The organism is Mesorhizobium jarvisii (assembly GCF_003601985.1).
Taxonomy (GTDB): domain Bacteria; phylum Pseudomonadota; class Alphaproteobacteria; order Rhizobiales; family Rhizobiaceae; genus Mesorhizobium; species Mesorhizobium jarvisii.
The window spans coordinates 478796-505242 of sequence record NZ_QZXA01000002.1 but is presented as its reverse complement, the minus strand read 5'-3'; the positions used below and the strand labels follow the sequence as shown (position 1 = coordinate 505242).

The 26447-nt window shown below is 63.8% G+C and carries 21 protein-coding genes and 2 tRNA genes; 17 read left to right on the top strand and 6 right to left on the bottom strand.

Going from position 1 to position 26447, the window contains the following annotated elements; all coding sequences use genetic code 11:
• The first annotated feature begins 29 nt into the window (after positions 1-29).
• On the top strand, positions 30-950 hold the full coding sequence (locus tag D3242_RS06210; protein ID WP_064984327.1) for a sugar kinase: 921 nt from the start codon (positions 30-32) through the stop codon (positions 948-950).
• Positions 951-962: 12 nt separating this feature from the next.
• Here the strand turns inward: D3242_RS06210 and D3242_RS06205 are convergent, their stop codons facing one another.
• From D3242_RS06205 to D3242_RS06195, 3 genes are all read right to left on the bottom strand, one after another.
• Positions 963-1985: an aldose epimerase family protein gene (locus D3242_RS06205; RefSeq protein ID WP_019858637.1), complete on the bottom strand. Its 1023-nt coding sequence runs from the start codon at positions 1983-1985 to the stop codon at positions 963-965.
• A 91-nt stretch (positions 1986-2076) separates the two neighbouring features.
• Positions 2077-3534: an NAD-dependent succinate-semialdehyde dehydrogenase gene (locus D3242_RS06200; protein WP_038647332.1), complete on the bottom strand. Its 1458-nt coding sequence runs from the start codon at positions 3532-3534 to the stop codon at positions 2077-2079.
• A 201-nt stretch (positions 3535-3735) separates the two neighbouring features.
• Positions 3736-4686 (bottom strand): AEC family transporter, encoded by a 951-nt coding sequence (locus D3242_RS06195; RefSeq protein ID WP_064984082.1) that lies wholly within the window; start codon positions 4684-4686, stop codon positions 3736-3738.
• Positions 4687-4797: 111 nt separating this feature from the next.
• Between D3242_RS06195 and D3242_RS06190 the strand changes: the two genes are divergently transcribed.
• The 11 genes from D3242_RS06190 to D3242_RS06140 all read left to right on the top strand — a co-directional run bounded on the left by D3242_RS06190 (position 4798) and on the right by D3242_RS06140 (position 16473).
• Positions 4798-7818, top strand: coding sequence for a caspase family protein (locus tag D3242_RS06190; RefSeq protein ID WP_064984081.1), 3021 nt, complete (start codon positions 4798-4800; stop codon positions 7816-7818).
• A gap of 98 nt (positions 7819-7916) precedes the next feature.
• Entirely contained in the window at positions 7917-8465 is a 549-nt protein-coding gene (locus D3242_RS06185) for a histidine phosphatase family protein (RefSeq protein ID WP_019858642.1), read from the top strand.
• 229 nt (positions 8466-8694) lie between these two features.
• Positions 8695-8770: transfer RNA gene (locus tag D3242_RS06180), tRNA-OTHER, on the top strand.
• A gap of 1 nt (position 8771) precedes the next feature.
• Positions 8772-8839: transfer RNA gene (locus D3242_RS06175), tRNA-Asn, on the top strand.
• A 361-nt stretch (positions 8840-9200) separates the two neighbouring features.
• Complete coding sequence (locus D3242_RS06170) at positions 9201-10343, top strand: slipin family protein (RefSeq protein ID WP_064984080.1); 1143 nt, start codon at positions 9201-9203, stop codon at positions 10341-10343.
• Positions 10344-10576: 233 nt separating this feature from the next.
• Entirely contained in the window at positions 10577-10858 is a 282-nt protein-coding gene (locus tag D3242_RS06165; RefSeq protein ID WP_010909964.1) for an acyl carrier protein, read from the top strand.
• Positions 10859-10914: 56 nt separating this feature from the next.
• The gene (locus D3242_RS06160; protein WP_019858644.1) at positions 10915-12105 is read left to right on the top strand and encodes a beta-ketoacyl-ACP synthase; all 1191 of its coding nucleotides are present in this window, start codon (positions 10915-10917) and stop codon (positions 12103-12105) included.
• A 47-nt stretch (positions 12106-12152) separates the two neighbouring features.
• On the top strand, positions 12153-13424 hold the full coding sequence (locus D3242_RS06155; RefSeq protein WP_027046938.1) for a beta-ketoacyl-ACP synthase: 1272 nt from the start codon (positions 12153-12155) through the stop codon (positions 13422-13424).
• Between the two features lie 37 nt (positions 13425-13461).
• Positions 13462-14490 carry a zinc-binding dehydrogenase gene (locus tag D3242_RS06150; RefSeq protein ID WP_019858646.1) on the top strand — a complete coding sequence of 343 codons (1029 nt, stop codon included), beginning with the start codon at positions 13462-13464 and terminating at the stop codon, positions 14488-14490.
• Between the two features lie 13 nt (positions 14491-14503).
• A complete protein-coding gene (locus D3242_RS06145) occupies positions 14504-15490 on the top strand; it encodes a lipid A biosynthesis lauroyl acyltransferase (protein WP_064984325.1) in 987 nt (328 codons plus the stop codon).
• Between the two features lie 149 nt (positions 15491-15639).
• Positions 15640-16473 carry a class I SAM-dependent methyltransferase gene (locus D3242_RS06140; protein ID WP_064984324.1) on the top strand — a complete coding sequence of 278 codons (834 nt, stop codon included), beginning with the start codon at positions 15640-15642 and terminating at the stop codon, positions 16471-16473.
• On the opposite strand, the gene D3242_RS06135 is transcribed toward D3242_RS06140, so the two are convergent.
• From D3242_RS06135 to D3242_RS06125, 3 genes are all read right to left on the bottom strand, one after another.
• Complete coding sequence (locus D3242_RS06135) at positions 16458-17675, bottom strand: NAD(P)-binding domain-containing protein (RefSeq protein WP_064984078.1); 1218 nt, start codon at positions 17673-17675, stop codon at positions 16458-16460. The two genes, D3242_RS06140 and D3242_RS06135, sit on opposite strands and share 16 nt — an antisense overlap.
• Before the next feature lies 1 nt (position 17676).
• Positions 17677-18942 carry a carboxylate--amine ligase gene (locus tag D3242_RS06130; protein ID WP_223217720.1) on the bottom strand — a complete coding sequence of 422 codons (1266 nt, stop codon included), beginning with the start codon at positions 18940-18942 and terminating at the stop codon, positions 17677-17679.
• Between the two features lie 282 nt (positions 18943-19224).
• Positions 19225-19656 (bottom strand): L,D-transpeptidase, encoded by a 432-nt coding sequence (locus D3242_RS06125; RefSeq protein ID WP_019858653.1) that lies wholly within the window; start codon positions 19654-19656, stop codon positions 19225-19227.
• Positions 19657-19876: 220 nt separating this feature from the next.
• Between D3242_RS06125 and D3242_RS06120 the strand changes: the two genes are divergently transcribed.
• From D3242_RS06120 to D3242_RS06100, 5 genes are all read left to right on the top strand, one after another.
• Positions 19877-21154: an acetylornithine deacetylase/succinyl-diaminopimelate desuccinylase family protein gene (locus D3242_RS06120; protein ID WP_064984075.1), complete on the top strand. Its 1278-nt coding sequence runs from the start codon at positions 19877-19879 to the stop codon at positions 21152-21154.
• Between the two features lie 124 nt (positions 21155-21278).
• Positions 21279-22757: an ABC transporter substrate-binding protein gene (locus D3242_RS06115; protein WP_064984073.1), complete on the top strand. Its 1479-nt coding sequence runs from the start codon at positions 21279-21281 to the stop codon at positions 22755-22757.
• A gap of 252 nt (positions 22758-23009) precedes the next feature.
• Entirely contained in the window at positions 23010-23957 is a 948-nt protein-coding gene (locus tag D3242_RS06110; protein ID WP_064984071.1) for an ABC transporter permease, read from the top strand.
• Positions 23954-24823: an ABC transporter permease gene (locus D3242_RS06105; protein WP_064984069.1), complete on the top strand. Its 870-nt coding sequence runs from the start codon at positions 23954-23956 to the stop codon at positions 24821-24823. The genes D3242_RS06110 and D3242_RS06105 overlap by 4 nt, the downstream gene beginning before the upstream one ends.
• Positions 24820-26442 (top strand): ABC transporter ATP-binding protein, encoded by a 1623-nt coding sequence (locus tag D3242_RS06100; RefSeq protein WP_064984067.1) that lies wholly within the window; start codon positions 24820-24822, stop codon positions 26440-26442. Before D3242_RS06105 ends, D3242_RS06100 begins: the two co-directional genes overlap by 4 nt.
• Positions 26443-26447: the final 5 nt, after the last annotated feature.

Here is a 26447-nt window from a genome sequence, read left to right as displayed (position 1 = left end):
ACAGCACCGAAATCACTGGAGGATTGCAGATGGCGGGAAACGGCGTCGCCTCGATCGGCGAATGCATGCTCGAACTGTCGGGCCAGACCGGCCCGAACTGGCGCATGGGTTTTGCCGGCGACACGTTCAACACGCTGTGGGCGCTGCATGCGCTGAGCGCAGACCGGCCGGCGACCTATGTCTCGGCCTTCGGCGACGACCCCTTCTCGCAAGGCCAGATCGGCTTCTTCGCCGAAAACGGCATCGGCATCGGCTCCAGTCCGATAATAGCTGGCGCTCGGCCCGGCCTCTATGCGATCACCTTGACCGGTGCCGAGCGCTCCTTCACCTACTGGCGCGGCGACGCCGCCGCCCGGCAGCTTGCCTCGGATCCCGCTGCACTGTCGAAAAACCTTGAAAATCAGGCACTTGTGTATTTTTCCGGAATCACTTTGGCAATTCTGGACGATGCCGCGCGCAAAACACTGCTAGCGGCCGTGACCAAGGCGCGTGCCGCTGGCTCGCTGATCGCCTTCGACCCCAATTACCGGCCACGGCTCTGGCGAACTCGCGAGGACGCGCAGGCGGCTATCGTCGAAGCGCTCGGCGTCACCGACATCGCGCTGCCAACCTTCCCCGACGAGCAGATGTTGTTTGAGGATGCGACGCCGCAAGCGACCGCCGAGCGGCTCCGGCAACGGGTCGGTGAAGTCGTCATCAAGAATGGCGAACAGCCGGCGCTCATTGCTGAAAACGGTACTCTTCGCGACGTGCCGGCGATCCATGTCGCGGCCGCCGTCGACACCACCGGCGCCGGCGATTCCTTCAATGGCGGCTATCTCGCGGCGCGACTTGCCGGCCATGGCCCGCGCGAAGCGGCAAGTCGGGCACATCGCGTTGCCGCTGCCGTGGTGCAGGTCCGCGGCGCCCTGGCGCCATTCGAGACGCTGCGGGCGGCGTTCGAAAACTAGCCGCCTGGAGACCTATGGAAGGCGGAAACGATATTCCGTCACATGGTGATAGATCGCGCCCGGCCATAGCGTCGCCTGCGGGAAATACGGCCGGTTCGGCGCATCCGGCCATATTTGCGGTTCCAGGCAGAAGGCGGAAAAAGCCTTGTAGTCGCGGCCTTCGAGCCCCTTGCGCGGCGTCACATACTGGCCGGTATAGAGCTGAACGCCAGGCTCCGTGGTCCAGACCTCCATCTCGACGCCGGAACTCGCCCCTTGCGTCCATGCCGCTTGCCGCAGCGGCCCGCGCGCCGCGGCGAGGCAGAAGTTCTGGTCGTAAGGCAGTTGCTCGCCCTCGGTCTCCATGCGCAGCGGCCGCGCCTGGCGGAAATCGAAGGGCGTGCCATCAACCGGCTTGACCACGCCGGTCGGGATCATGTCGCTGTCGACCGGCAGATAGGCGCCGGCGTTCAGCATCATCCTGTGGTCGAGAATGTCGCCGGCGCCGCCATCATCCAAGTTGAAATAGGAATGTTGGGTGAGATTGCACGGCGTCGGCTCCTCGCAGGTCGCCGTCAGCTCGACGCTCAGCGTGCCGGGGATTTTCAGCCGGTAGGTGCAGGTGACGTCGAGGGCGCCGGGAAAGCCCATCGCGCCGTCGGGATCGTGCAGCGTCAGCGTAACGAAGTCCCTGCCATGCAGCGAAACCGCCCACGGCCGGTGCGAATAGCCCTGCGAGCCGCCATGCAGCGTATGCTTGCCGAGGAAATTTTGCTCGGTCTGGTAGCGGGTGCCGTTAATGGTGAAGCGGCCGTCGCGGATGCGGTTGGCATAGCGGCCGACCACCGCGCCGAAGAAGGCGTTGTCGGCCTCGTAGGCTTCCAGCGTGTCGTAGCCGAGCACCAGCGGCGCATCATGGCCGGTTAGGCGCAAATCCTGGATGATGGCGCCGAGCCCGATGATGTTGGCGGTGAGGCCACCGCCCCTGATGGTGAAGCGGCGCACCGGCTCGCCTGCCTGCGTCGTGCCGAAAACCTCGCCGTCCTTCATTGCCATGCCCGCAAACGTCAGTTGATCCAAAGGATTTCGGCAGGTTTTCTCAACCCGAGGTCGACGGGCCAGGCCCGTCGACCTCGGGGATAAAGTATCAGAGGCCGAGGCCGCCGATACAGACATATTTGGTATCGAGGTAATCCTCGATGCCCTGATGTCCGCCTTCCTTGCCGAGGCCCGATTCCTTGACGCCGCCGAACGGCGCCTCCGGCGTGGTGATCAGGCCTTCATTGACACCGACCATGCCGTATTTCAGCCCCTCCATGACGCGGAAGGCGCGGCCGAGATCGCCGGTGTAGAAATAGCAGGCAAGGCCGAATTCGGTGTCGTTGGCGAGCGCGATGGCTTCCGCTTCGGTCTCGAACTTGAACACCGGGGCGACCGGGCCAAAGATCTCTTCCTTCATGAAGCGCATCTTGGGCGTCGCATTGGCGATCACCGTCGGCTGGAAGAACGAACCGCCGAGCGCATGACGCTTGCCGCCGGCGACGATCTTGCCGCCCTTGGCAGTGGCGTCGGCGATCAGCTCTTCCACCTTCTCGACCGCCTTCTCGTCGATCAGCGGTCCCTGCTGCACGCCTTCCTCGAGGCCGGAACCGACCTTCAGCCCGTTGCTGGCCGCAGCCAGCTTCTCGACGAACCTGTCATAGACGCCGGCCTGGACGAGGAAGCGGTTGGTGCAGACGCAGGTTTGGCCCGAATTGCGGTACTTGGCGGTGATGGCGCCGGCGACGGCACGGTCGATATCGGCGTCGTCGAAGACGATGAACGGCGCGTTGCCGCCAAGCTCCATCGACACCTTCTTCACGGTGACCGACGACTTCTGGATGAGAAGCTTGCCGACTTCGGTCGACCCGGTGAAAGTGATCTTCGACACCAGCGGATTGGCGCAGATCTCGTCGCCGATCTCGCTGGCCGAACCGGTCAGGATGTTGACGACGCCCTTGGGGAAGCCGACTTCCTCGGCAAGCGCGCCCCAGGCGAGGCCCGAGTAAGGTGTCTGCGAGGCGGGCTTCACCACGGCGGTGCAGCCGGCGGCGAGCGCCGGACCGAGCTTGCGGGCCAGCATCGAGGACGGGAAATTCCACGGCGTGATGGCGGCGATGACGCCGACCGGTTCCTTGGTCACCAGGATGCGGCGGTCCGCCCATGGCGAGGGCACGACGTCGCCATAGGTGCGGCGGCCTTCCTCGGCGAACCACAGAATGTAGGCCGCGGCCGAACCGATCTCGCCCTTCGATTCGAACAGTGACTTGCCCTGCTCGATGGTCAAGAGCTCGGCGAGCACGTCCTGATTGTCCATCATCGCGTCGTGCAGCTTGCGCAAGAGCTTCGAACGCTCGAGCGCGGTCGTCTTGCGCCAGGTCTTGAAGGCGGCGTCCGCGGCCTCGATGGCGCGGCGGGTCTCGGCCTTGCCCGACTTCGGCACGGTGCCGATCTTGAGGCCGGTGGCGGGGTTGTTGACGTCGACCGTCTGGCCGCTGTCGGCCTGCACCCATTCGCCGTTGATGAGATTGGCCTGCCGCATGAAATGGCTGGTTTTCTGAAGCATGGTCTATCCTCCGTTCGGCGCACTGACGGGCCGGTCTGTGAAATCTTCGGTGAGCGTGCGCCATGAATTGAAGCCGGCACGCCGGAGCCACTGCTCTTTACCTAGGGCAAGGCCCGCAAGCAATCGCAAGATGGCATATAGGGGTTGGGCCAGCCCAGGACGAGAGCAAGCTTTGCCGCCTCGCCTCGATTTGCGCATGGTCTAGCCGAAGACATGCAGGACAATCGTCAGCCAGAAAGCCGTGGTAACGGCGGCGGAGGCGGTGGCGATGGTCATCTGGTTCGATGCCAGCGCCTGGCCCGTGTTGAACTGTACCGCGATGAGATAGGAGTTGATGCCCGACGGCAGGGCCGCCACCACCACCGCCACCTTGGCGGTCAGGGGCGGCAGGCCGAGCAGCCAGACGAAGGCGAGAACCAGCGCCGGCATCAGGAACAATTTCAGCGCCGAAAGCGCCAGCGCCGGCCGGACATTGCCGGAGATGCCGAAGCGGCGCAGGCTGAGCCCCATGGCAAACAGCGCCACCGGCCCTGCCGTGTTGGCCAGCGCATCGACCAGCCGCATGACGAGGCTGGGCAGCGGCACGCCGCTCAGCCGCCATGCCAGGCCGAGGAGGATACCGATGATAAGCGGATTGATGAACATCCGCCGCAAGAAGCTGCGCAGCACCCGCTGCGGATGCACATGTTCGCCACCGCCCCGGCCGAACATCTCGAACAGCACGATCGAGGCCATCATCATGACCGGCAGGTGCACCGAGACCAGCAGCGACAGCACTTCGAAGCCGCTCGGGCCGAATATGCCAAGGATGAACGGAGCGCCCAGCAGCACGACATTGGAATAGGCCGACGACACGCCGCCGACGACACCGGCGCGCGCGTCGCGCCCGAATATCCGCGTGGTGACGAGATGGCCGGCGGCCCAGGTGATGGCCGCCGCCGTGAAATAAGCGCCCCACAACGGCCACGGCGCGACGCCGTGGAAATCGGCCTTCACCATGGTCTGGAACAGAAGCAGTGGCATCGCCACCGAGACCGCGAAATCCGATATCCCCTCGCCGCTCGCCGGTCTGAGATAGCCGGTCAACCCGGCGAGATAGCCGAGCGCGACCAGGCTGAAGACGAAAAGCACGGTTTCTGTAAGCAGAGACATTTTTCAGGGATAGGCGAGCCACGCGCGCGGCGCAATCGCGCCCGAATTTGATCATGGTAGGCTGGCAGCGTTATAGAGGGTTTGGAGTATCAGGGCGGGCACGAACGACAAATGACCTTTGTCGAAACCTCAGGACGCAACCTTCTTGCGCGTGTGTGGCTGACGGCTTTCGTCGCCGCGCTATTTTGTCTTGCCGCGACGGCGTTTGCATTGGCCGAGACGAAAAGCCTCAAGGGCGTGGCGCTGATCATCGGCCAGTCGAATTACCTGCACATCGCCGCCCTGCCCAACCCGGCCAATGACGCCCGCGACATGGCCAAGATGCTGACCGACCTCGGCTTCGACGCCCGCAACGTCACAGATCGCGATGCCGCCAAGCTGAAGCGCGACCTCGAACGTTTCGTCGAGGATGCCGAGGGAGCCGACGTCGCCTTCATCTATTACTCCGGCCACGGCATCGAGGCCGGCGGCGAGAATTATCTGGTTCCGGTCGATGCCGACATCTCGTCGCTGAGGGATGCCGATAACGCGCTGGTGCCGATTTCCGCCGTCATGGACGAGTTGAAAAAGACGGTGCCGGTGACGATCATGCTGCTCGATGCCTGCCGCACCAATCCGTTTCCGGCGGACGCTTTGGTGCGCCGGGCGCCGACCGCTTCCGCCGAGCCGATCGGCGCTGGCGGGCTGGAACCGGTGCGCGGCGCCAAGGCGCTTGCCAATGCGTCGGCGCAGGATGCGAGCCTGGGCACGGTGGTCGGCTTTGCCGCCGAACCGGGTCGCCCGGCGCTGGACGGAGCGGCCGGCGAAAACAGCCCCTATGCCGCCGCCCTGCTGCGCCACCTCGCGGCGATGAAAGGCACGGAGTTCGGCTCCGTCATGCGCATGGTGACCGAGGAAGTCTATCTCGACACCAAGGCCAAGCAGCGCCCCTGGGTCAACGAAAGCCTGCGCCGGCTGCTTTATTTCGGCATCGCGCCGCCGGAGCCGACCGGTGACGACGGGCTGATCACCGGCGAAAGGCGGCAGCTGCTCTTGACCATCTCCGACCTGCCCGACCCGAAGCGGGCGCAGGTGGAACTGGCCTCGCTGCAGGACGGCGTGCCGCTCGACGCGCTCTATGGCGTGCTGAGGGCGCTGGGCACGGACAAGATCCCCGAGGATCCGACCGACCTGCAGAACGTGCTCGACGCCCAGGCCGAGCGCCTGAAGAAGATGATGTCCGAGCGCGCGGCACTGCGCACCGACGATCCCGAGATCAAGCGGCTGGTTGCCTCGGCCGACAAGGCCATCGGCCAGGGAGCGATGGTGACGGCGCGCAAATTCCTCGACGATGCGGTCGGCAGGGTCGAGCAGAACAGCGGTGCGGTCGACGAGGCCGAGGAACTGGTCAGGCAGAAGCGCATCGCCGACGCCGCCATCTATGCCAAGCGCGCCGACGCCGCAGCGCTGGTCTTCGACTACAAATCCGCCGCCAACGACTATGCCAAGGCCTTCTCGCTGGTCGAGAAATGGGACGACAAGCTGCGCTGGAACTACAAGAATCAGGAAGCCGAGGCACTCAACGCCCACGGTTCCGCCACCGGCGATCTCGATGCACTGCAGCACGCGATCGAAGCCTATCACGTTATCCTGAACTTCATTCCCAATGGCGAGCAGAACAAGGATTGGGCCATCACCCGCAACAACATGGCGGTGGTGCTGCAGACCATCGGCGAGCGCGAGACCGAGACCGCGCATTTGGAAGAAGCCGCGCAGATCTTCCGCGATTCGCTCGTCGTCTTCGAGCGCGAGAAGGACGACCCCAACTGGGCGGCGGCGCAAAACAACCTCGCCAATGTCCTCTTGAAGATCGGCGAACGCGAGAGCGACCCGAAGCGGCTCAATGAGGCAGTGGCGGCGATGCGCGCCACGTTGGAAAAGCGCCCGCGCGACAAGCTGCCGCTCGACTGGGCCGCTTCGCAGAACAATCTCGGCCTCGCGCTCTATGCGCTCTCCCAGCGCGAACCCGCCGGCGAGCATCTGAAGGACGCCGAAGCCGCCTACCGGCTGGCGCTTGAAGAGTACACGCGCGAGAAAGCCCCCGTGGAATGGGCGATGGTCGAGAACAATCTCGGCAACACGCTGGTGACGCTTGGCATCCAGCTCAACGACAAGGCCAAGATCAACGAGGCGGCCGATGCCTTCCGCGCCGCGCTGAAGGTGCGAACCCGTGAGACCTTCCCGGTCTCCTGGGCGACCAGCCGGCTCAACCTCGGCAACGCGCTGAGCGGCGTCGCCCGCTTCGACATGGGCACCGACACGCTCGAAGATGCCGCCGCGGCCTATGACGATGCGTTGACGGTGTTTACCCGGCAGCGCTTCCCGATGGACTGGGCGTCGGCGCAGAACAATCTCGGCTCGATCTACCAGACGCTTGGCCAGCGGACCCGCGACGCGGCCAGGCTCGAACAGTCGGTGGCAGCATTCCAGGCGGCGCGGCAGGTCTATGTCAGGCGGAAATTCCCGCAGGATTGGGCCATGAGCTACTACAATCTCGGCAACACGCTGCAATTGCTTGGCGGCGTGACGGACAAGCCCGAGCACTACAGGGAGGCAGTCGACGCCTACAGCAATGCGTTGCGCGAGTACAAGCGCGAGACAAACCCGCGGCAATGGGCGCTGGCCCAGGCCGGCCTCGGCTCGACGCTGCACTGGCTCAGCATGAGCAATGCCGATCCCAAAATCCTGCGGGATTCGATCGCCGCGCGGCGGGCAGCACTCGAAGTGCTGACCATCGAGACCGCACCCGTCGACTGGGCCAACGCCCAGAACGGCATCGGCATGAGCCTGCTCAATCTCGGCAATATCGAACGGACCGGAAAATATCTCGACGAGGCCGAGGCGGCTTTCACGGCAACGCTGAAGGTCTTCACCAGGGAAAGCCAGCCCCTGCAGTGGGCCTTCGAGCAGAACAATCTCGGCGACATCCACTGGAACCGCGCCAGCTATGGCGGCGGCAAGGCCGAGTATCTCAGGGCTATCGCGTTCTTCGAGAATGCCAAGCAGGGCTTTACCGAAGCCGGCTACACCGTCCCCATCCCGCTTACCGACCAGAAGATCGATCTGGTGAAGAAGCAGATCGCCAAAAAGTGAGGCTGGGACGTCTGCAACGCCCGCTTGTCTTTGTGCCGGGGTTCCGATCCCTATATGCGAATGACCGGAACCCGATGACGGGCTCCTGAAGGACTGCGATGATCCGATTTGCCCTGGCCCTGTTGCTGTTCGTCGTTCCCGTCGCGGCCCATGCCACGGATGCCGGCTGGGCGCTGCTGCGCGATGGCGGCCATGTCGTGCTGCTGCGCCATGCCATGGTCACCGGCACCTCCGACCCCGCCAATTTCGACATCGACAGCTGCGCCACCCAGATCAATCTGTCGGCGCGCGGCAAGCAGCAGGCGAGCAAGATCGGCGCCTTGTTTGCCGCCCGCGCCGCGCCGATCGAACGCGTGCTGTCCAGCCGCTACTGCCGCTGCCTCGACACCGCGCGTATCGCCTTCGAGGCCGAACCGGAACTGTTCGCCCCGCTCGATCTCCTGAAGGGCGACGATGCGCAGAAGGCAGCACAGATCGCCGCCATCATGAAGGAAATCCGCGCCTATTCCGGCTCCGACAATCTGGTCATGGTCACCCATCTGGAAGACATCGTGGCGCTGACCGGTGTTTCCCCGCGCGAAGGCGAAGCCGTGGTGGTCGAGCCGCAAGGCGACGGTCTGCGCGTGCTCGGCCGCGTCACCTTCTAACGAACCGATCCGCGCCTCCAACGTTGGATGCGAGTGTTGCCGAAATACCACTGCTGAACGAAGCCACGAATTGGCCGCAACAATGCCGCTTGCGACAACCCGTCGCAGGCTCTATAGCCGCGCTCCCGGTCACGAGAACCGAAGTGAGCACAACGGTTGGAGCTTTCGTCTCCGCCCGTGCAGGCGGCATTGCCGCCCTGTATACGGCGCCGCTTTGGGGATTGGGATCGCGGATGTAGCTCAGTCTGGGAGAGCGCCGGATTTGGATCCGGAGGTCGCAGGTTCGAATCCTGCTGTCTGCACCACGGATAGCTCAGTTTGGTTAGAGCATCAGATTGTTAATCTGACTGTCGAAGGTTCGATTCCTTCTCCAACGGCCTGATAAGCCGACACCTTTGGGTGGTGTTATCCAGAAAACGGTCCGGGAACCGGAATGCTGAAGACCTGACGGACGGCCGAAGCCTTCGGGCCAAGGCCGTTTCGAAAGGTCCGACGCCATCGGCTCGCGGCCAGGTCCGCGGTGATGGTCAAGGCGCATCGTCGCCGGCAAGGGAGGCTTCGGCCTCCGGCGCCCGCTTCGCTGCCCCGCGATCCGCTCCCGAGGGCCCGCCACGGATCGATGCCACCGGTCCCCGGATCATTCGTGCCGGAAGACGATGTGAAACGAGAAACGAAGGGAAGATCGACGCATGAGTTGACGCCTCGCATGGGGCCATGCCCGACAGGAGTAATACAATGACTGTTCTCGACAAGGTTCTTGGACGCGAGCGCGTCCTCGTAAGGGAAAACGAACGTGCCCTCACCCTCCACAAGGGTGAGATCAAGGCCGTCCTGATGCCGGGCGAGCACTGGCTCGCCAACCGGCGCGGGAGCCTGGAAGTGTCAAGGCACGATCTGAAGAACCCGGAATTCGTTTCGGCATACGAGAAGGCGTTGTTCGACAAGCTCCCGGATGTGGCCGCGCGTCATTTCACCGTCGTTCGCACCGGGCGCACGGATGTCGCCATCATCGAGCGTGACGGCAATCTGCATGCCGTGCTGGCGCCGGACCGCAAGCTGGTGCTGTGGACGGATGCCGGGCCGTGGACGGTGGCCGTGATCGACGCGTCGGCCGATCTCGCCATCGATCCGGCGGTCATGCGCCGGCTCGGCCAGGCCCGGAAGGCGGAGTTGATGTCGGTCCATCCGGTCGTCGATGGCCAGGCGGGGCTGCTGTTCGTCGACGGTGTCCTGGTGCGGACGCTTGCCGCGGGCGTGCATGGCTTCTGGAACGTCGGACGCATGGTGCAGGTGAAGGTCGTCGACCTCAAGCGCCAGTCGCTCGATGTCGCCGGGCAGGAAGTGCTGACCAAGGATCGCGTGACGATCCGCGTCAACATCGCCGCCGAATACCGGGTCGTTGACCCGGTCAAGGCGGTGAGCGCCGTGAAGGACTTCTCCGAGGCCCTTTATCGCGCCCTGCAATACGCCTTCCGCAAGACGCTGGGCGCGCTGACGCTCGACCAGATCCTTGAAAAGAAGGTGACGGTCGACGAGGAAGCCGCTGCCAAGGTCCGTGCCGACATGGCCGAGATCGGCGTCGAGGTCAGCGATATCGCGCTCAAGGATGTGATCCTGCCGGGCGAGATGCGCGAGATCCTCAACCAGGTGGTTTCGGCCGAAAAGCAGGCCGAGGCCAACATCATCCGCCGCCGCGAGGAGACGAACGCCACGCGTTCCCTCCTCAACACGGCCAGGGTGATGGCGGAGAACCCGGTGATGCTGCGGCTGAAGGAGCTCGAGGCTCTGGAAACCATCGCCGGCAAGGTCGAGCGGCTGACCGTCCACAACGGAACGGGCGGGCTGCTGAACGACCTGGTCAAGCTCCGTGACAGCTGATGCATGTCGCCCAAAAATGGTTTCCGGTTTTGGGAAAACGACATGCATCGAAACCGAGACTAACCTGACGTAATGGGAAGGGCCGCCGGGTTGACCGGCGGCCCTTCTTGCGTTTCTTGGGCACGCTTCCCATCTGCGCCCGGACTATCAGGCCTTTTCCTGCCGGGAAAAACCGATTAGACAGCGCCCAAACAGGATGCGGACAGATTCCGCCCGCAAAGAAGGAAAAGCCCTTGTCCACCACGTTCGACAAAGTCGCCAAGATCATTGCCGACACCAGCGAGATCGATATCGACACCATCACGCCCGAGAGCCACACGATCGACGATCTCGGCATCGACAGCCTCGATTTCCTCGACATCGTCTTTGCCATCGACAAGGAATTCGGCATCAAGGTGCCGTTGGAAAAGTGGACCCAGGAAGTCAATGACGGCAAGGCTTCGACCGACGACTACTTCGTCATGAAGAACCTGTGCGCCAAGATCGACGCGCTGGTCGCCGCCAAGACCGCCTGACATCAGTTGAGCGCGCAACCTTGACGCGCTTTGCCGCCTGACCCACAAAGCCGCCCATGAGTAGCCCCCGCGACGTCGTCATCACTGGTATCGGCCTTGTCTCCTCGCTGGGAGAAGGCCCTGACGCCCACTGGCAGAAGCTCGCGCAACCGGGCCTGCAGCCGGTGCTCGAAGCCGCGCGCTTCGCGCCCTATACCGTTCATCCGCTGCCGGAGATCGACTGGAACCTGCAGATCGCCAAGCGCGGCGACCAGCGGCAGATGGAGACATGGCAACGGCTCGGCACCTATGCCGCCGGCCTTGCGCTCGATGACGCCGGTATCAAGGGCAATGACGAGCTCTGCGCGACCATGGACATGGTGGTGGCCGCCGGTGGCGGCGAGCGCGACGAGGCGGTCGATGCCGCCATCCTTGCCGCTTCGGAAAGCCGCAACGACCGCGACGTGTTGCTCAACGAGAAGCTGACCACCGAATTGCGGCCGACCTTGTTCCTGGCGCAGCTTTCCAACCTGCTCGCCGGCAACATCTCCATCGTCCATAAGGTGACGGGCTCCTCGCGCACCTTCATGGGCGAGGAAGGCGCAGGTGTTTCCGCCGTCGAGACGGCCGCTGCCCGCATCCGCTCGGGCCAGTCCACACATGTCCTGGTCGGCGGCGCGTTCCAGACCGAACATTCCGACATGCTGCTCGGCTACGAGCTTGCCGGCTATCTGCATCGCGGCCCCTGGAAGCCTGTCTGGCAAAGGCAGGGTGCCGAGGGTGGCGGCGTGGTCTCCGGCTCCGGCGGCGCCTTCCTGGTGCTGGAACAGCGTGAACACGCGGAAAGCCGTGGGCGCAAAATCTATGCCGAGCTCGGACCGGTCGTCTCCGGCCGGGCCAGGCGGTCGCGTGGAGAACTCGACGCCGAAATCGCCGGCTTGCTGAGCCGGGCGGCGCTGCCGAACGGCAAGCTGCTGGCGCTTTCGGGTGCCTCGGGCGCGCATGCGGCAACATCAGCCGAGAAAACAGCGCTCGATGCCGTCGGGACAATTGCCGCACGCGGCTTCTCGACGCTGACCGGGCACATGAAGGAAGCGCAGTTTCCGTTCGCCGTGGCGCTTGCCGCACTCGCCGTCGACCGCAAGGCCGCCTACCCCGTCTTTGACGCCGCAGCCGAGAAGCCGTTCGAAGGCATTCCCGCAAGCGTCCTTGCAACGGCGATCGGCTATCACCAATTCGAGGGCATGGCGCTGGTCAAGTCGGCGTAAGGCGGCGCCAGCCATGTTGCAGAGATGAACCGCTCGAGGGCTTCCCGATGACCAATTTCAGAGATCACATGGGCAGACCCATCGTCGCCGTCACCGGCATCGGCGTGGTGACTTCGCTTGGCGTCGGCAAGGCTGACAATTGGGCGGCGCTGACCTCGGGCAAGTCGGGCATCCACCCGATCACCCGCTTTCCGGTCGACCACCTCAACACCCGCATTTCTGGTATGGTCGACTTCCTGGACTCAAGCGCGAAGGGCGCCAGCCCCCTCACCTACGAGCTGGCCGAAACCGCCGCGCATGAAGCCGTGGCCGAATCCGGCCTCGATTCCAGTGATTTCGGCGGTCCCCTCTTCCTCGCCTCGCCGCCCGTCGAGCTCGACTGGCACGAACGCTTCTCGCTCTACAATTCCGACAAACAGGACGCCGGCGCCGAAAGGCTGCTGCGGGTGGCGCGCGGATTGAAGGAACTCGACATCTTCGAGACCACCCAGTTCGGCTCGATCGCCGACAGGCTCGCCGACCGGTTCGGCACGCGTGGTCTGCCGATCACGCTGTCGACCGCCTGCGCCTCGGGCGCCACCGCCATCCAGCTCGGCGTCGAGGCGATCCGCCGCGGCGAATGCGACCGGGCGCTGTCGATCGGCGCCGACGGCTCGGCGACCGCCGAGGCGCTGATCCGCTTCTCGCTGCTGTCGGCGCTGTCGACCCACAATGACATCCCGGAAAAGGCGTCAAAACCGTTCTCCAAGGACCGCGATGGTTTTGTCCTCGCCGAAGGTTCGGGCGCGCTGGTGCTGGAATCACTGGAGGCAGCCCTTGCCCGTGGCGCCACGGTTCTCGGCATTCTGCGCGGCTGCGGCGAAAAGGCCGATGATTTCCACCGCACCCGCTCCAAGCCCGACGGTTCGCCGGCAATCGCGGCGGTTCGCGCCGCCCTTGCGGATGCCGGCCTCGGCAAGGACGAGATCGACTACGTCAACGCCCATGGCACCTCGACGCCGGAAAACGACAAGATGGAGCATCTGTCGCTGTCGACCGTGTTCGGCGAGCGCATCGGCTCGATGCCGGTCTCGTCGAACAAGTCGATGATCGGCCACACACTATCCGCGGCGGGCGCCGTCGAGGCGGCGTTCTCGCTGATGACGATGCGCGAAAGCGTCATTCCGCCGACCATCAACTACGACAATCCCGACCCGGCGATCGTGCTCGACGTGGTGCCGAACAAGAAGCGCAATGCCGAGGTTCGCAGCGTTCTGTCGAACTCCTTCGGCTTCGGCGGCCAGAACACTTGCCTTGTCATGGCGCGGGAACCGGTCTAAGCGAGCCACTTCCGCTCGAACAGAACCGACAGGCCTTATGCGCGCACTGCAACTTATAGAGGACCGCCGTCTTGAGACGGTGGACCTGCCGCCTCCCCCGCCACCCGCACTCGGCGAAGTCACGCTGCGCATCAAGGCGGTGGCGCTGAACCATATCGACGTCTGGGGCTGGCGCGGCATGGCCTTCGCCAAGCGCAAGCTGCCGCTGGTCGTCGGCGCCGAAGCCTCCGGCGAGGTCGAGGCGGTCGGTCCCGGCGTGTCCAGCCTGCTGCCCGGACAATTGGTGTCGATCTACGGCGCGCGCACCTGCGGCCTTTGCCGCGCCTGCCGCGAAGGCCGCGACAATCTCTGTGAACATGTTTCCGGCGTCCACGGCTTCCATCTCGACGGTTTTGCCCAGGAGAAGATCAACCTGCCGGCGCGCCTGCTGGTCCCCGCTCCGCCCGGCGTGAGCGACATCGGCGCCGCGGTGGCCCCCGTCACCTTCGGCACGGTCGAGCACATGCTGTTCGACAATGCGAGACTGCAGCCCGGCGAAACCATCCTCGTCCATGCCGGCGGCTCCGGCATTGGTTCGGCGGCCATCCAGCTGGCGAAGCGGATGGGCTGCACCATCATCACCACGGTCGGTTCCAACGACAAGATCGACAAGGCCAAGGCGCTCGGCGCCGACCACGTCATCAACTACCGCGAAGACCGCTTCGAGGGCGTCGTGCGCAAGCTGACCAAGAAGAAGGGCGTCGATGTCGTCTTCGAACATGTCGGCGCCGACACCTTTGCCGGCTCGATGCTGTGCCTGAAGCGCGGCGGCCGCCTGGTGACCTGCGGCTCGACATCAGGCGTGTCGACGCAAATCAACCTGATGCAGCTCTTCCAGCAGCAATTGAAGCTGCTCGGCTCCTTCGGCTGCCGCATGGAGAACATGGCCAACGCCATGCAGAAAATGGCGGCGGGACAGGTCGCGCCGGTCATCGACACCGAAGTCGGCTTCGACGATATCGACGCCGCGCTGAAGCGCATGGAAGGCCGCGACGTTTTCGGCAAGATCATCCTGCGCGTCGCCTGAGGCCTTGACTTCGGTGCTCAAGAAGTTTCGCCGCGATCTCAGGTTTCGCTATGGCAGGCAGCTGCGCCAGCTGAACTACTGGCTGGTTGCCCGCGCGGCGATGATCATCATTTCGGTGCTGCGCCTGCTGCCGGTCGACAGCGCGCTGAATTTCGCCGACCGCGTCGCGCGCTTCATTGGTCCCAGGGTCGGACGCCACCAGGTCGCCATCGACAATCTGCGCAAGGCCTATCCGGAAAAGAGCGAGGACGAAATCCAGGCCATCGCCTCCGATATGTGGGGCAACATGGCCCGCCTTGCCGCCGAATACATCTTCCTCGACGCCCTGTTCGACTATGACCCGGCCGCCAGCAAGCCCGGCCGCGTCGAGGTCAAGGGAATAGAGCACTTCGTCGAGATCGCCGCGGAGAAGCAGCCGCACATCGTCTTCACCGGCCATCTCGGCAATTTCGAGCTGCTGCCGGTGGCGGCGGCGACCTTCGGCATGAACATCACGGCGCTGTTTCGTCCGCCGAACAACCCCTACCTTGCCGACTACATCCTTTCGACGCGGCGCTCGACCATGGGGGCGCTGCTGCCGTCGATGGCCGGCGCCTCGTTCGCATTGGCCGGAGTGCTGGAAAACGGCGGCAATATCGGCGTCCTTGTCGACCAGAAATTCTCCAACGGCCTGGACACGACCTTCTTCGGCCGCCCCTGCCAGAGCAACCGTGTGCTGGGCACGCTTGCCCGTCACTATGATTGCGACGTCTACCCGGCGCGTTGCATCAGATTGCCAGGCAACCGCTTCCGCCTCGAGATCGAGGACAAACTGGTCTTGCCGCGCACCGCCGATGGCAGCGTCGACGTCCACGCCACCACCCAGATGCTGAACGACGTGGTCGAGCGCTGGGTGCGCGAGGATCCCGGCCAATGGATGTGGTTCCACAAAAGGTGGGAGATCAGCAACTCGCGGCGTAAAAAGCAGCCGCAGGCAAAGGCCCCGGCCGCGAACAGTTGATCTCGTCCGCAGCAGTGTTTGCCGCTTCCATTTCCGGCACTCATGGGCCTGCGATCCAGACATTCGTAACGTTACTGGTCAGGGAATCTTAAACGACCAGGGCGCACATACCCCAGGAGATGTTCATCGACTGGGATGGAACCCGTGGCATGACGAATATCGAAATGCCGCGCCTGTATCGGGATGGCCTCGAGGATCGCTCCTTCGGCCGTCTTAGCCGGGCGTGGTCCCATCTCCGCCAGCATGGCCTGCTGGAGCCGATAAGGCTCATCCGCCAGCATGGGCTCGGCACAAGCCTTGGCTTTGTCCAGCGCAACATCAGGCATATGCTCGCCGACCGTCTCGCCCGGAAATGGGATCGCCGGCACGGCGTCGATACGGCCGGCTCGATCCAGCTCGGCGCCCTCAATATCGTCGGCCCGCACCGCGCCATGGGCAATGAAGCCGTCTGCACATCGCCCAGAACCTTCGACTTCATCATGAAGTCGCTGCCCCGCGATCTCCACAACCATACGTTCATCGACATCGGCTCCGGAAAGTCGCGAACCCTGCTGCTGGCCTCGCGATATCCGTTCGCCGAGATCATCGGCGTGGAGTTCGCACGCGAACTGGTCGACATCGCCCGCAGCAACATCGAGCGTTTCTACGACCCGACGCAAAAATGCCGGGCGCTCAGCGTCGTTGAGGCGGATGCGGCGGCCTACGATTTTCCGCAAGTGCCCCTGGTGGTCTATTTCTACAATCCCTTTTCGAAGGACGTCTTCGATATCGTCCTGAAGAATCTCGTGTTGTCGCTCGAACGCCACCCGCGCGATTGCTTCATCATCTATGGCAGCTCGAGCCATCGCGCCATCGACTGGGCAAGGCCCACCATCCGCGAAACCGATAATTTCCGGGAATTGTCCGTGCCGGCCATGCCCAGCTTCCTCGATGCGGTCCGCACCATCGACTATGCGGTCTTCCAGGTTCAGGCAGCAGCGTAACGTCTGTCTTTGGTTCTCTGAATGAACCGCGCGACGGTGCGCGCGGCAAACGGCGTGCCGGCGGTGAACCGCATCAGCGGGCCGAAACTGCCGACCGCGCTCGCGCCGACGAAATGCAGGCCTGGGATGCTGGATTCGAACCCGGCGGAAAGCAGCGGCAACCCGTCCCGGCGGGCAATCGCGGCAAGCATGGCGGGCGCGAACAGACCGAGCTTGGCAATATCGATCCGGTAACCCGTGCCGAGCAGGACGTGATCGAAGGTGGCGGCATCCTTCTCGAAACGCAGTTCGATGCCATTGTCCTTGGCGGATGCACCGATGATCCTGCTGCCGGCCCTGATCTCTATCCCATCGAAGTCCGGCTTCAGCCAGCCCGTCGCGCCGGCGCCGAGGCTGCGCCTGTTGAGCCCGGCACGGGCTGGCTCCGGGAACCGATGCACGAAACCTGGGACCTCGACCAGCCAGGAAATCGGGAACGGGCCGACCCTGGACGGCGATGCGAGCCGCTCCGACAGGAAGTCGCGCAGGCTCCAGTTCTGCTTTCCCGACAGCGCCCGATAGCCCAGCCAATGGACGTCGCCATGGCAGATGAGTTCGACATCGGCCCCGTTTCGTTTGAGCAGAACGGCGGATTCGCAGGCGCTTTGCCCACGTCCGATGACGGCAACGTGCTTGCCGCGGAAGGCCTCATAACCAGTATGTTCACTGGCATGGCTGACCAGTTCTTTTGGGATGCCGTTGAAGACAGCGGGGATCAGTTGCTGGTTCATCAGGCCGGTGGCAACGACGACGCGGCGCACCTTGACGGCAGTGCCCTCGGCTAGCGCCAGACGAAATCCTCCGTTCGCCTTCTCGACGCGGTCCACCTTGCGCGTGTCCAGATCCGGAACCGTCTGGGCCTGGATCCACAATCCATAGTCGACGAAGTTTTCGAGCAGCAGCGGTTCGCGGGGCGAGATTCCGAGGACCTTTGCATAGGAATCGAGCGAGAGCGGACCTTTGGTGTGGCCGATATAGGTCGCGTGCCAGGGCGAGCGCAGCCTCATGCCTCTCGGCATATGGTCGCGCCAGAAGGACATCGCGCCGCCAAGCGTGAGCGTATCGACACCTGCTCCCTTGAGGGCGGAAGCGACGGCCAGTCCAAAAGGACCGGCACCGATCACGGCCACCTCGCAGTCGGTCCTGGGCGTGAAAACGGTCATATCAGCGGTCTCGCCTGTCTGTTTCTGCAGCCGTGGAACTCACTCCGTCACGCCGCCGTCCTAAACATTTCCCGGTTAAGATTGCGGAAAGTATCCGTCGCGTCAGCACTCTCCAGCCAGTCAACGGCACGTCGATCAGGCCCGGCATCGGGTCATTCTCCTGGAATGTCGCCCATGCCCGTACTTCTGTGAATGAGCTGAAATAGGCGCGTTTTGCCAACCGGCCGCTCGAGATCAGCTTGCCGGCCGCCACAATATCCCGAACCAGATACATCCACGACGTGGCGGGCCGCGCTGAAGCTGTCCTTACCGTCTGGCCCGATTTGATCGCCCAAAGCATGGCGCCGAGGTCGACGCCGGCGGCGGCGCCTAGCCCAAACCATGTCCACGGCCGTGGATTGACGTCGAGCACCTTCATCGAGCCATCGCGCGCATCGCGCTTGAATTCGACCTCCACCAGTCCGTGATGCGCGATCGATCCAAGCAGCCGGCGCGCGGCGTCGATCAATTGCGGTTCGTCGACTACCTCCACGAAGGTGCTGGTGTAGCCGAAATCGACCGGATATTGCCGCGTGCGGCGGGCGGTGAATTCCGCCACCGGCGCGCCCTCGTTCCAGAGCGCTGCGTAAGAGAACTGGCCCTCGCCTCCGCCCGGTATCATTTCCTGAATGACGACGTTCTCGCTGCCGATCTCGTCGGCAGCCCAGATATAGGCTGTCAAAAACGCTGCTTTGTCATTGGCGAGAACGGCCTTGGCACGCGCAAAACGGCTGCGCCCGCCCATGTTCGGCTTCAGGATCACGGGAAAGCGGAGTTCGGCTGCCTCTGCCTGATCGAGCGAACTGATCTCATAGGTCAGCGGAACGGCAAGGCCCATTTCGCCCGCCCGGCGATACAGCAGCGGCTTCTCGCAGACCCATTTCAATTGCTGCCAAGGCGGCAGCGCCACGTCGAACGCGGCGGACAACTGGTCGATCGACTGCGATACGAAGCGAACTTCTGGATCGCCGCCGGCGATCAGCAGAAAACCGCCCAGCCCATGAACCTTGGCCAGATCGAGCAGGAAGGCGACGGCACCACCGTCGTCGGGGCCGGGCCACGTCATTGTCCGCTGGGCATATCGCGAAAAGCTGGGCAACGGCGTGTCGTTGCTCACCAGCCAAACAGGCACTTTTTGAGCGCCGAAGCTTCTGGCCAGCGCCAGCGTCCCGTGCGCCCCGCCAAGAATGAGCGCCCCGGCGGGCCGGCTGGGAAGACGATCGTCCATCTGTGACTGGGGATGCATCTGTCAATTCCAGCAAACGGCACGCAATGGCAGCTTTCCCGGCGAACCGATTGATCAGCCGGCAATATTTAAGCTACCCCTAATAATTCAAACCGCCCGATACTGCCGATTGTCCTCAGCCAGACATTGGCATGGAAAGCACACCCCTTATCCCTCGGCAATAGCCGTCCTTCTCGGAACAGGGTAAACCTTGGCCGATTGTTGATGCCGTCAGTAAAAAGTCTCGCGCCGGGCTCCGCCCGGCAACGAGATTTGGGCGTGCGGTTAGTTCGTCACGACGATGCGCGTGTTGCCGAAGCCCACTTCCCGCACCATGGAATAGAAGGTCGCGGCATTGGCCGTGTGCAGCCGCACGCAGCCATGCGAGGCCGGACGGCCGAGTTGCCTGACGGCGCCTGTCCCATGGATGGCATAGCCGCCATGGAAGAACACCGAATAAGGCATCGGCGACATCTCGTATTTGCGCGAATACCACATGCGTGCGGTCCGCTGCGGCCGATAGGTGCCACGCGGCGTGAAATAGCCCGGACGGGCAGTCGATACGACCCAGCGATAAACCTCCGACCCATACCGCACCGTCATCGTCTGTGACGACACGTCGATATTTGCTTCCAACATCGCCGCGTAACTAGCGGACGGCGTACCAAACAGCGCGGTTGCCAACATCGCCGCTGCTACGAGAAAGAACTTCTTCATGCGATCAAACCCCTTTGATTGCCCCTTGCCGTCTTGCCATCACGTTGTTTTTCACCTTTTTAATGGCGGTGAACGAATAGCACACACTCCTTGATCAATTTGCCAATCCGAAGCAGCGAATTTGAACGATTTCCCGCGATAGTTGCCACCACGACACGCCGCACCGGCTTGATTGCCGGCGGGCTTGCAATGCAACGTCGTTCGTTGCTCAACTCTCCTGATGAACAAGCGACTCCTTCAAGCAATCGACGACAGGCGCGACGATGTCGTCGCGCTGACCGCTGACCTGATCCGGTTTCCGACCATCAATCCGCCCGGCGAAGCCTACCGGCCATGTGCGGAATTTATCGGCACGCGGCTGAAGAAGCGTGGTTTTGAAACCGAATTCATCCGCGCCGAAGGCACGCCCGGCGACACCGATCGCTACCCACGCGTCAATGTCGTGGCCCGCTTCGATGGCCGGTCACCCGGCGCCTGCGTCCACTTCAACTCGCATATCGACGTCGTGGAGGCCGGCGACGGCTGGACAGTCGATCCCTTTGCCGGCGTCGTCAGGGACGGCAGGGTCTATGGACGCGGCGCCTGCGACATGAAGGGCGGCCTGGCCGCGTCGATCATCGCCGCCGAAGCCTTCATGGAGGTCTATCCCGACTTTCCCGGCGCCATCGAGGTATCCGGCACGGTCGACGAGGAGTCCGGCGGCTTTGGCGGTGTCGCGCATCTGGCCAGGCTCGGCTATTTCTCCAAACCCAGGGTCGACCACGTCATCATCCCCGAGCCGCTGAACAAGGACCGCATCTGCCTTGGCCATCGCGGCGTCTGGTGGGCCGAGATCGAGACCAAGGGCGAGATCGCGCATGGCTCGATGCCGTTTCTCGGCGACAATGCGGTGCGCCATATGGGCGCCGTGCTGCAGGCTTTCGAGGACGAACTGTTCCCGGCGCTCGACCGCAAGATGACGCGCATGCCGGTGGTGCCCGAAGGCGCCAGGCGCTCGACCATGAACATCAATTCCATCCATGGCGGCCAGACCGAGGATTTCCGGCCTGGCCTGCCCTCGCCCAACGTGCCCGATTCCTGCCGGCTGACCATCGACCGCCGCTTCCTGCTCGAGGAGGACCTCGCCACGGTCAAAGGCGAAGTGACCGGTATTCTCGAGCGGCTGAAGCGCGAGCGCAAAAAGTTCGACTACGAGATCCGCGACCTGATGGAAGTGCTGCCGCTGATGACCGAGCGCGACGCGCCGGTGGTACAGGCGGTGGCGCAAGGCATTCATGCGATCTTCGACCGCGAGCCCGACTACGTCATTTCGCCCGGCACCTACGACCAGAAGCACATTGCCCGCATCGGCCATATCTACGACTGCATCGCCTATGGCCCCGGCATTCTCGATCTCGCCCACCGGCCGGACGAGTGGGTCGGCATAGAGGACATGATGGAATCGGCCAAGGTGATGGCGATCGGCCTCAACGTGCTGCTGCGCGGCACGACCGGATGACCGGCCCGCGGCGCAAAAACATTTCTCCTGGCGCGGCGCGACAGCACGAAACGCAATTTACTCCCGCGCGAAATCACGCTTCTATCCCCGGGCTTGAGCATTTGAGCACATGGGGAGTTCAGCGATGAAACTTTGGAAGACCCTTCTGGCCGCTGCCGTGCTGGCGGTCGCAACCGCCACTTCGGCGTTTGCCGCCCGAACCGATCTCGTCATTGGCATTCCGCTTGAACCCCCGCATCTCGACCCGACGGCGGGAGCGGCCGCGGCAATCAGGGAGGTCACCTACGCCAACGTGTTCGAGGGCCTGACCCGGATCGGCCCCAATGGCGAAGTCTTGCCGGATCTCGCCGAAAGCTGGACCATTTCCGATGACGGCAAGGTTTATACCTTCAAGCTGCACAGCGGCGTGAAATTCCACGACGGCGCCGATTTCAGCGCCGAAGACGTGAAGTTCTCGCTCGACCGTGCCCGCGCGGAAAACTCCGTCAACGCGCAAAAGCAGCTCTTTGCCGCCATCGACAAGGTCGACGTGGTCGACCCCGCCACCGTGAAGGTGACGCTGACCCACCCGCAAGGCTCGTTCCTCTACAATATGGGCTGGGGCGACGCGGTGATCGTGTCGCCGAAATCCGCCGACACCAACAAGGAAAAACCTGTTGGCACCGGCCCCTTCAAGTTCGGCAACTGGGCCAAGGGTTCATCGATCACCCTGCTCAAATCGGATCACTACTGGGGCGCCCCTGTCTTCCTCGAAAAGGTCGAGTTCCGCATCGTTCCCGATGCCGCGGCGGCAGTGCCGGCCCTGCTTTCCGGCGACATCCAGGCCTTCCCCTTCTTCGATCCCGACAGCGTCTCCCAGGTCAAGGATGATCCGCGCTTCAAGGTGGTGGTGGGCGCGACCGAAGGCGAGACCATCCTGTCGATCAACAACAAGAAGCCGCCCTTCGACAAATTGCAGGTCAGGCAGGCGATTTCCTATGCGCTCGACCGCAAGGCGATCATCGACGGCGCATCGGCCGGGCTCGGCCTGCCGATCGGCTCGCATATGTCGCCGGCCAACAAATACTATGTCGACCTCACCGGCCGCTATCCGCACGACGTGGCCAAGGCCAAGGAACTGCTGAAGGAAGCGGGACTGGAGAACGGCTTCAAGGCCACGTTGAAGCTGCCGCCGACGACCTATGCGCGGCTCGGCGGCGAGATCATCGCCTCGCAGCTCCGCGATGTCGGCATCAACCTCGAGATCATCCCCGTCGAGTGGGCGCAGTGGCTGGACCAGGTGTTCACCAAGAAGGACTACGACCTGACCATCGTGTCCCATACCGAGCCGAATGACATCGATATCTATTCGCGCAAGGACTACTACTTCAATTACGCCAACCCTGCCTTCAACAAGGTGATCGCTGATCTGGAACTGACGTCCGACGAGGCCAAACGCAAGGAACTGTATGCCCAGGCGCAGAAGATCCTGGCCGACGATGCCGTGGTCGGTTTCCTCTACGAACTGCCCAAGGTCGGAGTCTGGGACGCCAAGCTGCTAGGGTTGTGGGAAAGCGCACCGATCCCCGCCAACGACCTGACCAAGGTGAAGTGGAGCGAGTGAGGTTCGTTTCGTCATCCTAGGGCGAAGCAGGCGCGCAGCGACTGCGCAGACCCTAGGATCCATTCCGTGACTTACGAGCGCCCCCGCGGTGCAGAATCTGGGAGACGTGGCAGTGGAAACAGGGAGGCGCGAGGCTGGTTCTGGACCGTCGCGCTCTTCGACCTCTGTCACGGAATGGATCCTGGGGTCTACGCGACGGAGCTTCGCTCCTGCTTCGTCCCAGGATGACGACACCTCTGTCGTCCCGTGTCCATGACCGCCTACCTCCTCAAGCGCCTCGCCATCTCGCTTGCCACGCTGGTGCTGGCCTCCATCGTGGTGTTCGCCGTGCTGGAAATCCTGCCGGGCGACCCGGCGCGGCTGATGCTCGGCATGAACGCCAGCGCCGACCAGGTCGAACTCTTGCGCAACCAGATGGGCCTTAATGCGCCTCTCCTCTTGCGTTACCTGCACTGGGTCGGCGGCCTGCTCAGCCTCGATTTCGGCCGCTCCTATACTTATTCGGTGCCGGTCATCGATCTCGTGCGTGAACGGCTTGCCGTGTCGCTGCCGCTGGCGCTGATCGCGCTTGCGCTCTCCACGGTCATCGCCATTCCGGTCGGCCTGTTTTCCGCCAGCCGGCGCGGCCGGGCCGGCGATACGATTTCCATGGGCGCGGCCCAGCTTGGCGTCGCCGTGCCCAATTTCTGGTTCGCGCTGATGCTGATCTATGTCTTCGCCGTCTGGCTGCGGCTGGTGCCGGCCGGCGGCTTTCCCGGCTGGAGCCCCGGCATATGGCCGGCGCTGAAATCGCTGCTGCTGCCGGCGGTGGCGCTGGCCTTGCCGCAGGCAGCCATCCTGGCGCGCGTCACCCGCTCGGCACTGATCGAGGTGCTGAACGAGGACTATATCCGCACCGCCCGCGCCAAGGGCCTGCCCTACCGCGCCGTTCTCTGGCGGCACGCGCTGCGCAACGCCATGATCCCGGTCCTGACCATTCTTGGCCTCCAATTCGCCTTCCTGCTCGCCGGCACCATCATCATCGAGAATGTTTTTTATCTCCCCGGCCTCGGCCGACTGGTGTTCCAGGCCATCACCCAACGCGACCTGATCGTCGTCGAAAGCGTCGTCATGCTGCTGGTCGCCGCCGTCATAGCCGTCAACCTCGTCGTCGACCTTTCCTATGCGGTGGTCGATCCCCGCCTGAGAGGCCGGCAATGACCCTGCACATCGACATCCCTGAAGAGACACTCAGTGGCATTCTGGCCAAGGCGTTCCGGAACACGGCTTTCGTCACCGGCTTCGTCATCACCGTGCTGATCCTGGCGATGGCTGTCATCTCCTATGTCTGGACGCCCTACGATGTGACGAAGCTGGTCATAGCCGATAAGACGCAAGGTTCCTCGCTGGCACATTGGTTCGGCACCGACCACTTCGGCCGCGACATCCTGTCGATGATCATGGTCGGCGCCCGCAATTCGATCGCCGTGGCGCTGGTCGCGGTCGGCATCGGCATGGGCGTCGGCGTGCCGCTCGGCGCTTTTGCGGCCGCGCGCGGCGGCCTCGTCGACGAGGCGCTGATGCGCGTCAACGACCTCGTCTTTGCTTTCCCTGCGCTGCTGTCGGCCATCATGATTACCGCCATCTTCGGGCCGGGCGCCGTCAACGCCATCATCGCCATCGGCATCTTCAACATCCCGGTCTTTGCCCGCGTCGCCCGCGCCGGAGCGCTGGCCATCTGGCCGCGCGAATTCATCCTGGCCGCGCGCGCCGCAGGAAAAAGCGGCACGCAGATATCGATCGAACATGTGCTGCCCAACATCGCCACGCTGCTCCTGGTGCAAGGCACCATCCAGTTCGCGCTGGGCATCCTCGCCGAAGCCGGGCTTTCCTATCTCGGCCTCGGCGCGCAGCCGCCAATGCCGAGTTGGGGCCGCATGCTCTTCGACGCCCAGACCCGCATGGTGGTGGCGCCATGGATGGCGATCTTTCCCGGCATGGCGATCGTCATCACCGTGCTCGGGCTCAATCTCCTGGGCGACGGCATCGCCGACATTCTCGACCCGAGATCGCGGCGGCAGCGATGAGCCTGCTGGAAATCGACAACCTGTCGCTCACCATCGGCGACACGCAAATCCTGAAAGACATGGAGCTTTCCGTCGCCCCCGGTGAAGTGATGGGGCTGGTCGGCGAATCCGGCTCCGGCAAATCGATGACGGCGCTGACGGTGATGCGGCTTTTGCCCCATGCCGCGCGCGCCACCGGGCGCGTGACATTCGACGGCATCGACATCCTCGCAGCAACCGAGGATCAGATGTGCGCGCTGCGCGGTGACGACATCGGCATGGTGTTCCAGGAGCCGATGACGGCGCTCAACCCCGTCAAGACCATCGGCGAGCAGGTCGCCGAAGGCATACGCTGGCACACCAAGGCCACACGCGCCGCGGCTGAAGAGCGGGCGCGAAAAATGCTCGACCGCGTTGGCCTGCCGCAAGCAAGATTCCCGATGTCGCGCTACCCGCACGAACTGTCGGGCGGCCAGCGCCAGCGCGTCGTCATCGCCATCGCCTGCGCGCTGAAGCCGAAGCTCTTGATCGCCGACGAGCCGACAACGGCGCTCGACGTGGTGCTGCAGGCGCAGATCCTCGACCTCCTGCGCGACCTCGTCGCCGAGAGCCGCATGGGACTGCTCCTGATCTCGCACGATCTCGCGGTGGTGACCGAGATGGCCGACCGCATCACCATCCTACGCCGCGGCGAGGTGATGGAAGCCGGCGACACCGCCCGCACGCTGTCCGAACAGCTCCATCCCTACACACGCCAGCTGGCGCAGGCTTCGATGCATGTGCCAGCACGCGCCAGTACGCATGACGCAAGCCAAAGCAAGCCTCTGCTCCAGGTCGAAAGCGTGACCCGCGATTATCCCGGGCGGCGCACCTCCCTGTTCAAACGGGCTGCCTCTATTCGCGCCGTCGACAATGTCTCCCTGTCGATGCAGCCGGGCCAGTCGGTGGCACTGGTCGGCCGCTCCGGCTGCGGTAAGTCAACGCTCGCCCGCATGATCCTGGCACTGGACAAGCCTAGTTCGGGCACGATCCGGTTTCGCGGCGAGGCCGTCACCGGCAAGAGCGAGGCCGAGTTGAAACCCGCCCGGCGCGACATGCAGGTTGTCTTCCAGGATCCGTACGGCTCCTTCGATCCGCGCCAGAAGGTCGAGAAACTGGTCGCGGAGCCCTTGCATGTGCTGGACAAGAAGCCGACGCGGGCCGAGCGCCGCGAGATGGTGGCGCACGCACTGCACGAGGTCGGCCTCGATCAGCGCGACATGGACAAATACCCGCACGAATTTTCCGGCGGCCAGCGGCAGCGCCTGTCGATCGCCCGCGCCATCATCACCCGCCCCAAGCTGGTCGTCGCCGACGAGCCGGTCTCGGCGCTCGACGTTTCGATTCGCGCCCAGATTCTCGACCTGTTCGCCGAACTCAACCAGAAGCTCGGCATCGCCTACCTCTTCATCACCCATGACCTGACCGTTGCGCGGGCCATCACGGACGAGGTGCTGGTCATGCATGACGGCAGGATCGTCGAGCGCGGCAAGACGAGCGAAGTGCTCGATCATCCGCACTCCGAGGCCGCCAGGGCGCTGGTCGCAGCCGCGCCAGACCTGCACCGGGCAATTGCTCGGCGGATGCAAGAGCAAGGGTGAGTGGC

Bases quoted from the DNA above. Each gene is read 5' to 3' on its own strand.
- D3242_RS06210 (WP_064984327.1), top strand. From the start codon at position 30: ATGGCGGGAAACGGCGTCGCCTCGATCGGCGAATGCATGCTCGAACTG.
- D3242_RS06205 (WP_019858637.1), bottom strand. From the start codon at position 1,985: ATGGCAATGAAGGACGGCGAGGTTTTCGGCACGACGCAGGCAGGCGAG.
- D3242_RS06200 (WP_038647332.1), bottom strand. From the start codon at position 3,534: ATGCTTCAGAAAACCAGCCATTTCATGCGGCAGGCCAATCTCATCAAC.
- D3242_RS06195 (WP_064984082.1), bottom strand. From the start codon at position 4,686: ATGTCTCTGCTTACAGAAACCGTGCTTTTCGTCTTCAGCCTGGTCGCG.
- D3242_RS06190 (WP_064984081.1), top strand. From the start codon at position 4,798: ATGACCTTTGTCGAAACCTCAGGACGCAACCTTCTTGCGCGTGTGTGG.
- D3242_RS06185 (WP_019858642.1), top strand. From the start codon at position 7,917: ATGATCCGATTTGCCCTGGCCCTGTTGCTGTTCGTCGTTCCCGTCGCG.
- D3242_RS06170 (WP_064984080.1), top strand. From the start codon at position 9,201: ATGACTGTTCTCGACAAGGTTCTTGGACGCGAGCGCGTCCTCGTAAGG.
- D3242_RS06160 (WP_019858644.1), top strand. From the start codon at position 10,915: ATGAGTAGCCCCCGCGACGTCGTCATCACTGGTATCGGCCTTGTCTCC.
- D3242_RS06155 (WP_027046938.1), top strand. From the start codon at position 12,153: ATGACCAATTTCAGAGATCACATGGGCAGACCCATCGTCGCCGTCACC.
- D3242_RS06150 (WP_019858646.1), top strand. From the start codon at position 13,462: ATGCGCGCACTGCAACTTATAGAGGACCGCCGTCTTGAGACGGTGGAC.
- D3242_RS06140 (WP_064984324.1), top strand. From the start codon at position 15,640: ATGACGAATATCGAAATGCCGCGCCTGTATCGGGATGGCCTCGAGGAT.
- D3242_RS06135 (WP_064984078.1), bottom strand. From the start codon at position 17,675: ATGACCGTTTTCACGCCCAGGACCGACTGCGAGGTGGCCGTGATCGGT.
- D3242_RS06130 (WP_223217720.1), bottom strand. From the start codon at position 18,942: ATGGACGATCGTCTTCCCAGCCGGCCCGCCGGGGCGCTCATTCTTGGC.
- D3242_RS06125 (WP_019858653.1), bottom strand. From the start codon at position 19,656: ATGAAGAAGTTCTTTCTCGTAGCAGCGGCGATGTTGGCAACCGCGCTG.
- D3242_RS06120 (WP_064984075.1), top strand. From the start codon at position 19,877: ATGAACAAGCGACTCCTTCAAGCAATCGACGACAGGCGCGACGATGTC.
- D3242_RS06115 (WP_064984073.1), top strand. From the start codon at position 21,279: ATGAAACTTTGGAAGACCCTTCTGGCCGCTGCCGTGCTGGCGGTCGCA.
- D3242_RS06110 (WP_064984071.1), top strand. From the start codon at position 23,010: ATGACCGCCTACCTCCTCAAGCGCCTCGCCATCTCGCTTGCCACGCTG.
- D3242_RS06105 (WP_064984069.1), top strand. From the start codon at position 23,954: ATGACCCTGCACATCGACATCCCTGAAGAGACACTCAGTGGCATTCTG.
- D3242_RS06100 (WP_064984067.1), top strand. From the start codon at position 24,820: ATGAGCCTGCTGGAAATCGACAACCTGTCGCTCACCATCGGCGACACG.